Below are 13,213 nucleotides of genomic sequence, written 5' to 3'. Positions count from 1 at the left end.
TTATGTAAGCTTTTTGAAAGTGGCACTGGAGTGACTATATTCGCAGGAGTAAAAACCTGATACCCTGATCCCGTGAGTCAGAAAGAGAAAACTTTTGATGAGGTTTATGACGAACTGCTCCCGCAGTTGACGTCCCTGGAAGATTTAAGAAAAAAGTGGGTGAAACGTGCCCGGTGGCACCTGGATGCAGCCCTGCTTTTGATCGGCTTGTTTATCGTACTTACCGCGTTGGAGTTGTATGTTTTTCTGTGGATATTGGTCATATTAATTCCCGTTTGTTTTGCCAATTACGATTTGAAAAAAGGGGAAGGCCGGAAGGAGCTGGCCCCGCTGTATAAGAAGATTGTAGTTGGGCCCCTCCTTGATTTTTATTTCGATAAGGTTTCCTATATCCCCAAACAGAAGATGAACCTTGGACTCTTGCGAGACAGTCTTTTGTTCGACAAGCCCATTCACATATTTAAAGGGGAAGATTTTATTGAATGCAACATTCTTGAAAAGGATATTTATCTGTCGGAGGTTACCGCTTACAACCTCATTGATGACGGAATGATTTTTAATGGCGTTTTTATTGCGGTTTTGTTTAATAAAAGGTTTAACACCAAGACCATTGTTCTTAATCGCAAGAAGGCCGGAGGGGCGCGAAAGGTAAAGATGAATCGTCAGGGAAAAATGATGGGGGCCGATCGTGTTAAACTGGAGAATGTGGAATTCAATAAGCAGTTTTTGGTTGTTGCAGAGGATCAGATTGAGGCCCGTTACAAGCTCGCGCCTGCACTCATGGAACGGATGTTGGATTATAAGCGAAAGTTGAATACCGACGTAAGCTTTTCCTTTGTGAATAATTACCTCTATGTGGCGATCAATTCAACCCTTAATTTGTTTGAACCGCACTTGTTTAAGCCGCTAACTGACAAGGATTTTGTTGCGAGGAATCTGGTTTATTTTGATTTGTTGACTTGTGTGGTGGAGGACTTGGATCTGAATACCAGTATATGGGCCTGAGGGGATTCGAATGTTTTTGGGTGCGGTGCTTGTTCATCAAGGGTTTGGTGACTTTTATCGAAAATCTGTGGGGGGGGCTGGGATTTTACTGTATTTTTAGAATGTTTATTAATAAAACCTTGACTATACATGGAAACTGGAACTATTGTTTTGTTGGTGGTGGGCGGCCTGGTGCTTTTGATGGTGGTGGGCCTGTACAACAACCTGATTAGAAAGCGCAATGAGGTGGATTTTGCCTTTGGGGGTATGGATGCGCAGCTGAAGAAGCGCTACGATTTGATTCCCAATTTGGTGGCTACCGTTAAGGAGTACGCCACGCACGAAAAAGAATTGTTGACACAGGTAACGGAATTGCGCGCTAAAGCGGTTTCGGGCAATCTGAGTCAGGATGAGCAGGTGGCGGTAGACAATCAGCTGTCGGCCGGCATGCGTAATCTGATGGTGGCCGTGGAGGCTTATCCCGACCTGAAGGCGAGTGAGAGTTTTGTGAATTTGCAGCGGAACCTGACGGAGGTGGAGTCGCAGATTGCTGCGGCTCGTAGGACTTTCAATGCGGTGGTGACGGATTACAACAATGCGATTCAGGTTTTTCCGGCCAACTTGCTGGCCGGGATGCTGGGTTTTACTTCCCGACAACTTTTCAGCATTCCAGAGGAGGAACGTCAGAATGTAAATGTAAAGCAGCTCTTTTCCTGAGCTGCTTTAGTGTTTAAAAAAGGAGCAGGTTTATGGTTGATCAGGACAACTTAAAGGAAGTTTACGAGAGGGAGTTAAAGCCAAAATTGCAGGTCTTGGATGCTTTGCGCAAGAAGGTGGTAAGGCGACAGTTGTTGGTGTTGCTGTGCATTGTGTTGCTGGCAGGCTGGTTTTTAAGTGGAACGATAGAGACCCAGCCGGTGTTTTTTTGGATTTTGTTTGCTGTATTGGTGGGTGGCTCGATTTATTTTGGGGTGAAGGCTGGAAGTATGTGGCGCGATTACCGCGGCAAGTACAAGGAGGAGGTGGTAAGGGAGATTGTACGCTTGATCGACCCGGAATGGACCTATGCGCCCGATCAGATGATTAGTCCCCACGAATACCAACAAAGCGATTTGTTCCGGCGCTCATACGATCGGTATAGGGGCGACGATCTGATTTCAGGAACTTTGGATAAAACGGATTTTCGTTGCTCGGAGCTGCATACCGAGTATCGCGATGTGAGCTACGATAAGGACGGTAAGCGCAAGGAGCGGTGGGTGACCATTTTCCGGGGTTTGCTTTTTCATGCCGATTTTAATAAGCACATTAAGGGGCAGACTTACATAGAACCGGATACGGCGGAGCGTTTGTTCGGTAAATGGGGGCAGAAGTTTCAGATGAGCAGCAAGGGCAAGTTGGTGAAGTTGGAGGACCGCGACTTTGAGAAGTTGTTTGCGGTGTACGCTACGGACCAAACGGAGGCGCGTTACATTCTTACGCCGGCCATTATGGAGGCTTTGGTGAATATCCGAAAGCAATTTGGCCGCAAAATGCACCTTTCGTTTATTGGTGCGCGGGTTTTTGTGGCCCTGCATTTTTCCAAGGCGCTTTTTGAGCCACGCATGTATTCTTCCTGTCTGCGTTTTGAGGACGTTTCCTTTATGCACGCTCTTTTTATGATGAATGCCATCATCATTAAGGAGTTGAACTTGAATACGCGTATATGGACCAAAGAATAAAGGCCGGGTTTATTCTTCTTGCGGCTTTGTTTTTGGGTTTTCCTTTGCCTTTGAATCGTCGCTTATATCGGGCAGACCGTCATCGCTTAATTCGGTATCGGGCAGGTGCTTGTCGGGCAGGGTTTTGGAAGGATTGAGTCCCATCCCCCTCAGGGTTTCGGCCTGAGCAATGAGGTTGCCGCGCCCGGTTTTTAGTTTGCCCAGGGCACTGTCGTACTTGTCGGTGGCTTTGCCCAGGGCTTTTCCCAGTTCGTCGAGGTCGTTTACAAAGCCTACGAATTTGTCGTAGAGTAACTCGCCACGTCGGGCAATTTCCAGGGCATTTACGTTTTGTTTTTCGCGGTTCCAGATGTCGGCCACCATTTTGAGGGCGGCAATGAGGTTGGTGGGACTGATTAGTAGTATGCGCTTTTTGTAGGCGTAGTTCCACAATTCGGGGTCGTACTGCATGGCGGCCAGGTAGGCGGGTTCTATGGGTACAAAGAGCATGACAAAGTCGAGGGTGCGTTCCATTTTTTCGTAGCCTTTGGCGCTGAGCTGGTCGACGTGCGTGCGCAGGGAGCGCAGGTGCTCATCGAGGTGCTGCTTTTGTTCCTCGCTGTCGTCGGCGTTGACAAAGCGCTCGTAGGCGGTGAGGGAGACTTTGGCGTCGATGATGATTTTGCGGTCGTCGGGATACCTGATGACCACATCGGGTTGTTTGCGCTTGCCGTCGCTGTCGCGGTACGACTGTTGTACAAAATATTCGCGGTCCTTGCCCAGGCCCGATTGCTCGAGAATGGATTCGAGTATCATTTCGCCCCAGTTGCCCTGGGTCTTGCTTTGTCCCTTCAGCGCTTTGGTGAGGTTGGTGGCGTCTTTGCTGATTTGCTGGTTCAGGGCCACCAGTTCTTTGATGCGGTCTTCGAGACTGAAGCGTTGCTTGGATTCCTTGTCGTAGGTCTCCGCCACCTGCTTTTTAAACTCCTGCAGGTTTTCTTTGAGTGGGTTAAGGAGGTGACTGATGCTTTGCAGACTGTTTTTGCTGAAGCGGTCGGTCTTTTCTTCAAAGATTTTATTGGCCAGGGTTTCGAATTGCAAGAGGGTCTTTTGATGGAGGGCTTCCATCTCCTTTTGCTGCCTTTGCAGGCGTTCCTGCAGGTCGCTTTCGGCCTGGCGGGCCCGTTGTCGGCTTTGTGCATACAGGGCGGCAAGCAGACCGGTGGCCAGGGCAAGAGTCAGGAGGATGATCAGCAAGAGGGTATCCATAGCGTTTGTTTTTGGATGAACGATGTGGCTAAGATAGCAAGGAGGGGCGACAAATGGTGTCGCAGGGGTGGGGAAAGTAGTGTGGTGCTGTTAAACGCTTGTGGGTGAAGTCGGACTGGCGCCGATCAACTGGCCATCAGTTTGCGGAAATGGGGGCTTTGGTCTGAAAAAAAACAAGGACGCCCCCTTATTGGGGAGCATCCTCGCAGCATTAGTTGTTATAACTTGGGTCTAGAAGCTGTACTGAACGGTGGCGCCCAGTCGCGCAAAGCTGCCGTCGAGTACGGTGAAGCGTAATTCCGGTACCAGACGCAGATTGCTGCTCAGGAGGTAGTTCATACCAACACCCAGGTTCAGACCGGCATCCGATCCGGTGGCGGATCCACCAAACCACTCGTTATCCCCAAAATCCACTTTCCAGAAATTCAAAGCGAGTCCGGCCAGTCCGTAAAAGCTCATTTCGTCGCTGGTCTGTGCAAAAACGTAGTGGGCATCGAGGTCCACAATGTTGTAGCTGACGTAGTCTTTTTTGAGGATGTGGGTAAAGCCAAAGGCACCTTCCCATTCGGGTGTAAAGGTGTACACTCCTTTAAGGGCAAGGCCCAGATTGTTGATGTCGGTGGCGTAAACGAGTCCCGCACCGGCTCTGATTTTGCTTTCCTGAGCCTGAAGACTTACGCTTGCACTCAGCAAGAGTAGAATTAAGGTAAAAATGGTCTTTTTCATGATTTTGTGTTTTGATTTATAGTAACTGCAAGTTATGGAGTTTTTTTTAAATGATATTTATATCTTTTTATCCTGTTTGACCAACGGCCACTTCCAACTGGTGAAAGGGGGCGTGTTGGTTTGTTAATGCCCTGACCTTACGGGCGTCGGGGACAGTTTTAAAACTCTTCGCGCGGTACGTTGAATTTTCCGTCGATGTTGAGCTCGGCCTGGTGTTCATCGTATTCCGAGGTCTTCATGCGCAGGATGATTTCTCCCCTGATTCGCTCACTGCTGATCTGGGTAATGCGTAGAATACCGTTGCTTACCTCCGGATAGATGGTGGCATTGCGTTCCTCGTCCCACCAGGTTACACCTACGCCAAAGGAGTTGGTATCGCCACCGGCCAGATAGGAGTTGCTCAGCGGATAAAGTCCGGTGGTCAGCTCCATGTCCTCCTGCGAAAAGCGGCTGATGCCGATTAAAAATGTGGATTCGGCAGGGTTGTGCTGGTCCATAAACTCGAAGCTGTTGACGTAGAGTTCGGAGTCTGCATCAAAGTGTTCGAAATAGGAGCCCAGAGCTTTGTATTCGCCTTCTACTTCTCCGCTTACGCTGAGCTCGGTGTTGGAGGCTATTTCCTCCATTTCGTTTTCGTTTTCGTCTTCGGAACAGGCGTTGAAGCTTATAAGCGCCAATAGGGCCATAAAGTTGGTGTACAGTTTCATAATGTTTTTTGTTTTTTGAATGGAAGGGCCCTTGCATGATAAGGAGCCCTCCTTAGTTTATTTGAAGACGGATCATGCCCGTTGTTTTGTCTTGTTCGGTTGGTGCTTACAACATAATGACGTTGTAGAGGTCGCCGTTGAGGTTGGTGGCTGTCAGGTTGTCGCCTCCGCTGATTTGCGTGTTCATGGTGCGGTAAACCCCGTAGCCGTCGCCGTCTTCAAAATGGGTGTTTTCGATGTAGAGCGAGCCGCTGCGAATGGCGATGTTGGCTTTTTCGAGTCCGCTTCGTAAGACGGCCGAACCAGCATTTTTGATGTGTAGGTGGTCGATGTGGTTGTCAAAACTGGCCATTTCGATGCCCATCCAGGTGGCGCCTCCGCCGTGCTCTCCTTCTATGAGTACCTGATTTTCGGCTTCTCCTTCGATGTGCAAGTGACCGTCGATGGCCCGAATGTAACTGTCCTGGGTCATTTTTAAGTGGAGACCGGCTTGAAGGGTGAGTTTGTTTTCGATGACGATGCGCTCGGCCAGATAGGGCACGTTAAGGGCCTGCCATTCTACCGGCGCATCGGGGGTGTTGCCCAGCTTGCCATCGGCGTCGATGGCATCGATGTCGTTGCCGCTGTAGTCCGATTCGGCATCTAAAAAGTGAAAGGCATCGGGACGGGCAAAGACGGGGCGCTGGTTGTTTTTATACACATTGGCGATGTGGGTCAGGTGCTGATCGGGGTTGCCGGTGACGATGCCCAGTTCCAAAGCGGCTCCGCTGGCATTGCTCAGGGTGCAGCGCTCCATGTGCAGGCGCCCTTCGTTGCCCAGGGTGATCATGCCGCGGTCGTTGTTGCGGTTTTTGCCGCCATCGGAAATCTCGACATATTGCAGTCGGTTGTTGGTGGTGTTCGATACAAAGCGAATGCTGTGCCAGTAGCCGCGGATGGCTTCCTGACCGCGAATTATGATGGGGTTTGCTTCACTTCCTACGGCCGAGAGGTAGCTGTCCTGATTCACATTGATGTAGGCATTTTGGCTCATCTCGATGATGACGCCGGGGGCTACGTCAATTTCGCTGCGGTGGAGACTTAAGGGTCCGATAATGCGGTAGTCGGTCATGCCCGGAGGGGTGGTGGGCATCCAGGTTTCTTTCAGGTCGTTGAGGTCGCCGGAGAGTTCTACCACCTGGGCATCTACATCGACCGAGACCAGGGCGGTTTGGGTCTCAAATTCGGTGGAGGCGGTGACTCTAAAGGTGAATTCGCCTACATCGTAGGGGTGGAAGGTGGCTGTGGCTGTGCTGGCCTGTTGCAGGTATTCTTCCAGAAAATGGTCGCCGGGAAAACTTACTGCTTCCCATTTAAAATCGATGGCTGCATCGAGTTTGTCGTGGGTCTGTGAAGCATCTAGTTTTATGGTTTGGCTGTACCGGGCTTCCAGCTGATTGTCCACTATGAGCTCCAGACTGTCGGGGCGAAGTTCTTCTTCTTTGTCGTCTTCCTCTTCGCAGCTGCTGAAAAAAATCAGGGTAAAGAGTGCGGTGAAGACCAGCAGGAGGGTGGCCCCGCTGCGCTTGATGTTTCTGAGTTCCTCCTGCGGTGTTTCGGCCGACTGAATGTGGCCTTTGTGTGTGTAGGTACTTGTTTTCATCTTGAGTACTTTTGGTTGGTTTAACATTTAATTCGTACTCAAATGTCCGAAATGAAAGGGCGTCAAAAAACAGCAGATTACCCGGTGGCGGGTTCCGATGAGTAAGTGGTGCTTTTGAATGAGAATTTGGTCGCCTACTGGTTTTTGCTGATCACTTCGAAGAGTTGGGTGAGCAGATCTTTGCGGCTTTTGCTGACGGGCAGGCGTTTGTCGTCTTCCATGATGACGTAGCCGCCGTCGTTGCGGTGGTATTTTTTGAGGTAGTTGGGGTTGATGAGGTGGCTCTGGTGGATGCGCAGGAAGAGGTAGTTGCCGAGGGTTTGCTCTACTTCTTTGAGGGTTTTGCTGATGAGTTTTTGGCCGCCGTCGGCCAAAATGATGCGGGTGTAGTTGTTTTCACTCTGACAGTAGGCGATTTGGGCGACTTCAATGAATTCAAAGCCGTCGGCTACGGGAATGGCTATTTTGTTTTTGAGGAGGCCTTCGGTTTTGATTTTTTGGATGAGTTCGCGGACGGCTGTTTCGCTGAGGAGCATTTTTTGGGTTTGGCGCTGGCTCTGCCAATCGCCCAGCAAGGCTTCGAGGTCGTCGATGTCGACGGGCTTCAGCAAAAAGTTGTAGGCTTTATTGCGAAAGGCGCGTACGGCGTATTCGCTGTGGGCGGTGGTAAATACCACATCAAAGTGGATGTGGGGGAGCAGTTCGAGCAACTCAAAGCCGTTGATGCCGGGCATTTCTACATCGAGAAAAAGCAGGTCGATTTGCTCGTTTTGAAGGCGCTCGAGGCAATCCTGCGGTCGGGTCGATTTCAGCACAATTTCCAGGTCGGTTGTTAGCGACTGGAGGTCGAGGGCGAGACTCTCTACGCAGTGTTTTTCGTCGTCGATGATGGCTATACGCATGGTTTAATGATTTAGGAAACGGGGAGGTTGATGCTTAGTTCTACCCGGGTGCCAGCGGCTTGTTGCTGCTCATCTACCAGGTCGATGGTTTGCGTGCGCAGGGTGTTGTGGGTTATTTTGTTGTAAAGGGCGATGCGGTCGCGGGTAATTTGCAGGCCCATGCTGCGGTGTCCTTTGGTGGGTGTTTGGGGCTTGCGACTTCGTCCTACCCCGTTGTCGCTGATGCTGATGCGCAACTCTTGCTGGTGCTGTTGCAGCTCAATGTGCAGCACTTTCTGTGCTTTTGTACTGGGGATGAGTCCGTGCCAAATGGCGTTTTCGAGGAAGGGTTGCAGCACCATGGGGGGCAGTTGAATGTCCCTGAGTCGGTCTTTAAGTGCCTCGGGGGTGTGGACGACAAAATCGAGGTCCTGGTCGAAGCGCAGGGCTTCGAGGGTGACGTACTTTTGGGCCAGTTCCAGCTCCTGCTCCAGGGCCACACTCTGCTGTTTGCCGGTCTCCAAAAGTTCGCGCATAAATTTACTCAGGGTGGTGAGGTATTTGATGGCTTCGCGCTGCTGTCCCTTTTGGATGAGGTATTTGATGGAGTTGAGGCAGTTGAACAGAAAGTGGGGATTCATTTGCAGGCGGGTGGCCAGGATTTCGGCCTGCCAGAGGTTGCGCTGAAACTCTTGCTGTACCTGCTCGTGGCGATGGGCTTCGCGGGTAAGGCGGATGTTTTTCTTCAGGTTGAGGTTGCGCAGGATGAGCACTACAACGGTGGTACTGGTCAGCAAAATGAGCAGGAGGGCTACGTAGAAGTTGCGTTCCCTTTTGAAGCGCTCCTGCTGGGCACTGAAGGCGGCTTCCCGGGTTTCCTGCTGGGCACGCAGCAGCATGATTTCGTTTTCTTTTTGCTCAAAGTTGTACTGCATTTGCAGGCCCTCCATGACCGATTGCTGTTGCAGTACATCGAGACTGTCTTTATAGGCTTCAGATATTTTGTTGTAGTGCAGGGCCCTGGCGTAGTTGTTCTGCTTTTCGAACAAGCGGGAGAGCCTTTCGGCGGTGCCGGCAATCAGGGCTTTGTGTTGGCCTTGCTCAGCCAGTTCCAGGGCCTGACGGTAGTATTGTTCGGCCCGTCCGGTCTGGTTCAACGCCTCGGCAGTCTGCCCCAGGTGGTGAAGGAGGTCGGACATCTTAAGTCGGTTGTTTTCCGCTTCAAAGCCCCGGAGGGCTTGCTGGTAGTAGACGCGTGCCTGTGTGTAGCGGCCTTCAGATGAGGCATTATGTCCAAAATACTCGTAGGTGATAGCCAGTCCGTGTCCGTCGTTGATTTGCTGGTTGATGGTCAGGAGGCGTTCGAGCAAGTGCTGGGCTTGCCGGTGTTCTTTTTGCCGGGTGTGGTAGCTGGCCATGGATAGGAGGTTCATGGCCATGCCGCGTGGGTTGCCTCTGACTTCTTCTACTTCGAGGGCACGGGTGAAGTGCTGCGTAGCTTCGGGACTATCGGGATTGATGTAGCTGAGGCTGTTGCCGAGTCCGTTGCTGGCTATGGCGATGTTGCGCAGGTCGTTTTCTTCTTCGGCCAGGCGCAGGGCGTTGAGGTAGTATTCTACGGCCAGGGCATGGTCCTGGTTGTAACGTGCTGCCACGGCGGCGTTGTTGGCAAAGCGCATAAGGTAGCGCTTGCGGTCGCTGCGCGCCTGGGTCAGTTCGTAGGCTTTGCGGTGGAGGGGGATGGATTGGGCGTAGCGTTGATTGTAGCGGTAAAGCAGGCCCAGGTTGTCGAGACTGTTGGCCATGAGCAGGGTGTCGCTGCCTGTGGCTGCCCAATCCACGGCCCGGCGGGCATAGAAAAAGGCGGAGTCTTTTTCCGCCTTGTTGCGGTTGAGTTCGCGGGAGAGGCGTATGGCGGTTTCTACTTTTTCGTTGAGGTCTTCGGCATAGTTCAGACTGAGGCGGAGACTGTCGGCACCAGACATGGCCGAAAGGTGGGCGCTCAAAAGAAGCAGGACCAGAGTGACTGTTGAGTACTTGCGCATGGGGCTGACTTTATGAGGGGTGCATGACTTAACATAAAGGAGCAACATTGTTGGGGCTGCTTTGTTCAAAAAGGCTGATTGTCCTCGTCAAATTTGACTTATCTTTAGACTATGGATAGATTGTTTACTATTGAGCGTATTGATGCGGAGCGGGCGCGGCAGATTGCGGCCCAACCCGATGAGGTGCATGTGCACGACTTTGAGGAGCTGATTGTGGGCATCAGCGGGGGATTGGAGCATACCATCAATTGTGAGGTGGCGCAGGTGGCGGCGCCTTTGGTGGCCTTTGTGGCGAAGGGGCAGCCGCACCGACTGGTAACGCGGGTGGTGGAGGGGCAGTTTGATATGTGGGTGCTGCGTTTTAAGAGTGAATTCATTGCCGAGACGGTGTTTCAGCTTTACTACAGCTTTCATCAAAAGGCCAATGTGTCGCTGCAAACGGGCACTTGTTTCAATCGGCTGGGACAGCTTTGTGAACTGATTGATTTGGAGATGCGTCATCCTGCGCCCGATTTGTCGGTGGTGCGCCACTTGTTGAGTGCGCTCTTTATAATGATTGAGTCGGAAAAGAAGAAGGTGGCGGCCGATGATTCGGAGGGACTGGCCATTCAGAACGAGAGTTTTCTGGCTTTTTTAAAAATACTGGAGGACAATTTCAGGCGACCTTTAAGTGTGGAATTCTATGCCGAAAAACTCTTTATGTCGTCGCGCAACCTCAATTTGATCTGCCAGAAAATTATGAACCAGAGTGTTTCGGAGCTGATTGAGACGCGTAAGCTGACCGAAGCCAAGCACCTGCTGGCCCACAGTGCCAAGTCGGTCTCCGAAATTGGCTTTGAACTGGGCTACAACGAAAAGTCCTATTTTTCCAAGGTCTTTAAGAAGAAGGCGGGGGTGACCCCGTCGGAGTTTCGGGAAGAGGCAGCTGTTCTTTTGAACGGCGCTTCCTGAAAAGACCCGCCAGGGTTTTGCCGATGCCGTCGATTTTCTCCACCGTTTCCATCAAAGAGGGGTAGGTCAGGTCCACCTTCTCGTCGTCGATGTTGACCTGCGAGGGGTAAATCAACAGGAAGTTTTGGTGCTTGAGGTACTTGTTGATGAAGGCCGGGATGTAGGCCATAGAGCTGTTGTAAGAGGGCAGGTTTTCGCGACTCAGTACAAAGGTGATGTTGTCGTCCTTGCGGAATTTGTCTTTGATCAGCAGCAGTTCCTTCCAATCGCTGAGCTCCATGAATGCCACTTTGATGGGGTGGTGCAGGTGAATGCTTTTGATGAATTTGAGGGTTTCGGGGGCGGCATAAAAGATGATGGTGGCGCCGGTATTCAGGGCCATGTTCCATATTTTGGCCAGCCAAAAGGAGAAGCCGGTTTCCTGTTCGGCTTTTTCGGGAATCAATACAAAGTGGCGGCGGATGGTGGCTATCGGTTGATGGGGATGGTAGATGTAGGTGGTGATGTTGCTGTTGCTGAGAATGTTTTGCGTTACCTTGCCCAGGAAAGAGTCGGACAGCCCTTTGCTCTCGTGCAGACCCAGCAGCAAATCGGTGATGTTTTTTTCTTGCAGCAAGTGGGTGATGCCTTTTACGGGACTGTCGCTGTAGCGCAGGGAGGTTTTTATTTTCAGGTCGGCTGCGGCTGCAGCCACCAGGGCCTTGTCGAGCAATTTCTTGGCCTTCATTCCGGCATCGGCATCGTTGCTGTCGCTGGGCACCACACTCAGGGCAATGAGTCCGTCCCTATTGCTTTTTGATTTCAGGATGGTGCTGATGTTGATGAGCTCTTCGAGGGTATTGGGGTTGCTGATGGGGATTAATATGCGCTCGGGAACGTCGGAGGGCGTGTTGTGGGCCTGGTCGGAATAGGCGATGCTTTGGGCGCCCCGCTGGGTGGCGAAGGAGGCGATGGTACAGGTGACCAGAATCATGATGATGGTGCCGTTGAGCACGTGGTCGTTGAGCAGGCGCAGGGGTTCGCCCAGTTCGTTGTAGCCCAAAATGATGTTGTAACCTACCAATACGGCAGCCAGTGTGGCGGCGGCCTGGGAGTTGGTGAGTCCGAAAATCAGCTGGCGCTCTTCTTTCGAAAAGCGGAAATTCTTTTGGGTGAGCCAGGCGGCCAGGAATTTAGCGAGGGTGGCGATGGCACTCATGATGAAGGCCACCAGCAAGGTCTGGGTATCGCCAAAAGCCCGGTAGTCGATCAGCATGCCCACGCCAATCAAAAAGAAGGGGATGAATATGGCGTTGCCTACGAAGTTGACCCGATTCATCAAGGGCGAAAATCTTGGGATGAGGCGGTTCAGTGCCAGTCCCGCCATAAAGGCGCCGATGATGCCTTCGATGCCGGCCCATTGCGAAAATATGGCGCCCAGAAAAACGATGACCAGTACAAAGATGTATTGCGAGACGCTGTCGCTGTAGCGCTTGAAAAACCAGCGGGCGATGCGTGGAAAGACCAGCAGAATGACGAGGGTGGAGGCGGTGAAGGACAAAAGGAGTCTTACCCAAAAGGCCCCACCCATGGTGCCGTTGGAGGTGCCCACGACTATGGCCAGCACCAGCAGGGCCAGGATGTTGGTGATGAGGGTGCTGCCCACGGAAATGTTCACGGCCCTGTTTTTGGCGATGCCCAGTTTGCTGACGATGGGGTAGGTGATGAGGGTGTGGGAGGCAAACATACTGGCCAGCAGCACCGAAGTCATGGGCGGGAAGTCGAGCAGGTACATGCCCGCCAGGGTGCCGAGCACCATGGGGATGAAAAAGCCGTAGAGGCCCAAAACGGTACTCTTCCCAATATTCTTTCGGAAATCGTTTATGTCGATTTCCAAACCCGACAAAAACATAATGTATAAAAGTCCCGCCGTACCCGATAAAATGATGCTGCTGTCGCGCGCCAGCAGATTGAGTCCGTATGGCCCAATGACCACGCCTGCCAATATCATTCCCAGTAAGTGCGGCAGGCGCAGGCGGTCGCTCAGGATGGGAATGACCAGAATGACCACCAGGATGATCAGGAACTTGAGTACCGGATCGCTGATGGGAAAACTAAAATCCAAAATATCGAGGAAATGAAGGCTCATTGGCGCTTAATTAGACCCTAAAATTACGCATTTTCCGAAAAGTACCACACTGCTTCCGATTACTGTTACCCCTTGCCCTTGTTTGTGCCCTACTTTTGTATCGTAGTTCTTTTACAGCTAAGCTCCAGTTTTTCGAAAGCAATGTTTGGGTGCTTTCTTTTTAAAGAATGTAAAAGGAGTAAT

The 13,213-nt window shown here is 51.5% G+C and carries 11 protein-coding genes; 4 read left to right on the top strand and 7 right to left on the bottom strand.

The window, feature by feature from the left end; translation table 11 throughout:
- The first annotated feature begins 72 nt into the window (after window positions 1-72).
- The 3 genes from B4W65_RS08570 (at window position 73) to B4W65_RS08560 (ending at window position 2,702) form a co-directional block, all read left to right on the top strand.
- Window positions 73-1,005 (top strand): DUF3137 domain-containing protein, encoded by a 933-nt coding sequence (locus B4W65_RS08570; RefSeq protein ID WP_088654733.1) that lies wholly within the window; start codon window positions 73-75, stop codon window positions 1,003-1,005.
- Window positions 1,006-1,134: 129 nt separating this feature from the next.
- On the top strand, window positions 1,135-1,701 hold the full coding sequence (locus B4W65_RS08565; protein WP_088654732.1) for a LemA family protein: 567 nt from the start codon (window positions 1,135-1,137) through the stop codon (window positions 1,699-1,701).
- A gap of 32 nt (window positions 1,702-1,733) precedes the next feature.
- Window positions 1,734-2,702, top strand: coding sequence for a DUF3137 domain-containing protein (locus tag B4W65_RS08560; protein WP_088654731.1), 969 nt, complete (start codon window positions 1,734-1,736; stop codon window positions 2,700-2,702).
- 9 nt (window positions 2,703-2,711) lie between these two features.
- Here the strand turns inward: B4W65_RS08560 and B4W65_RS08555 are convergent, their stop codons facing one another.
- From B4W65_RS08555 to B4W65_RS08530, 6 genes are all read right to left on the bottom strand, one after another.
- On the bottom strand, window positions 2,712-3,950 hold the full coding sequence (locus B4W65_RS08555; RefSeq protein WP_088654730.1) for a DNA recombination protein RmuC: 1,239 nt from the start codon (window positions 3,948-3,950) through the stop codon (window positions 2,712-2,714).
- A 231-nt stretch (window positions 3,951-4,181) separates the two neighbouring features.
- Entirely contained in the window at window positions 4,182-4,676 is a 495-nt protein-coding gene (locus tag B4W65_RS08550) for an outer membrane beta-barrel protein (protein WP_088654729.1), read from the bottom strand.
- A 158-nt stretch (window positions 4,677-4,834) separates the two neighbouring features.
- Window positions 4,835-5,383: a hypothetical protein gene (locus B4W65_RS08545; protein ID WP_088654728.1), complete on the bottom strand. Its 549-nt coding sequence runs from the start codon at window positions 5,381-5,383 to the stop codon at window positions 4,835-4,837.
- 106 nt (window positions 5,384-5,489) lie between these two features.
- Complete coding sequence (locus B4W65_RS08540; RefSeq protein WP_088654727.1) at window positions 5,490-7,025, bottom strand: hypothetical protein; 1,536 nt, start codon at window positions 7,023-7,025, stop codon at window positions 5,490-5,492.
- A gap of 134 nt (window positions 7,026-7,159) precedes the next feature.
- On the bottom strand, window positions 7,160-7,927 hold the full coding sequence (locus B4W65_RS08535; protein WP_088654726.1) for a LytR/AlgR family response regulator transcription factor: 768 nt from the start codon (window positions 7,925-7,927) through the stop codon (window positions 7,160-7,162).
- Between the two features lie 11 nt (window positions 7,928-7,938).
- Window positions 7,939-9,951 carry a tetratricopeptide repeat protein gene (locus B4W65_RS08530; RefSeq protein ID WP_158522810.1) on the bottom strand — a complete coding sequence of 671 codons (2,013 nt, stop codon included), beginning with the start codon at window positions 9,949-9,951 and terminating at the stop codon, window positions 7,939-7,941.
- Between the two features lie 111 nt (window positions 9,952-10,062).
- On the opposite strand from B4W65_RS08530, the gene B4W65_RS08525 reads away from it, so the two are divergent.
- Window positions 10,063-10,902 (top strand): AraC family transcriptional regulator, encoded by an 840-nt coding sequence (locus B4W65_RS08525; protein ID WP_088654724.1) that lies wholly within the window; start codon window positions 10,063-10,065, stop codon window positions 10,900-10,902.
- On the opposite strand, the gene B4W65_RS08520 is transcribed toward B4W65_RS08525, so the two are convergent.
- A complete protein-coding gene (locus B4W65_RS08520; RefSeq protein ID WP_088654723.1) occupies window positions 10,829-13,030 on the bottom strand; it encodes a cation:proton antiporter in 2,202 nt (733 codons plus the stop codon). The two genes, B4W65_RS08525 and B4W65_RS08520, sit on opposite strands and share 74 nt — an antisense overlap.
- Between the last annotated feature and the right edge of the window lie 183 nt (window positions 13,031-13,213).

It is taken from the genome of Geofilum rhodophaeum, from assembly GCF_002210225.1.
GTDB lineage: Bacteria > Bacteroidota > Bacteroidia > Bacteroidales > Marinilabiliaceae > Geofilum > Geofilum rhodophaeum.
This window is presented reverse-complemented; position numbering and strand designations above follow the sequence as displayed.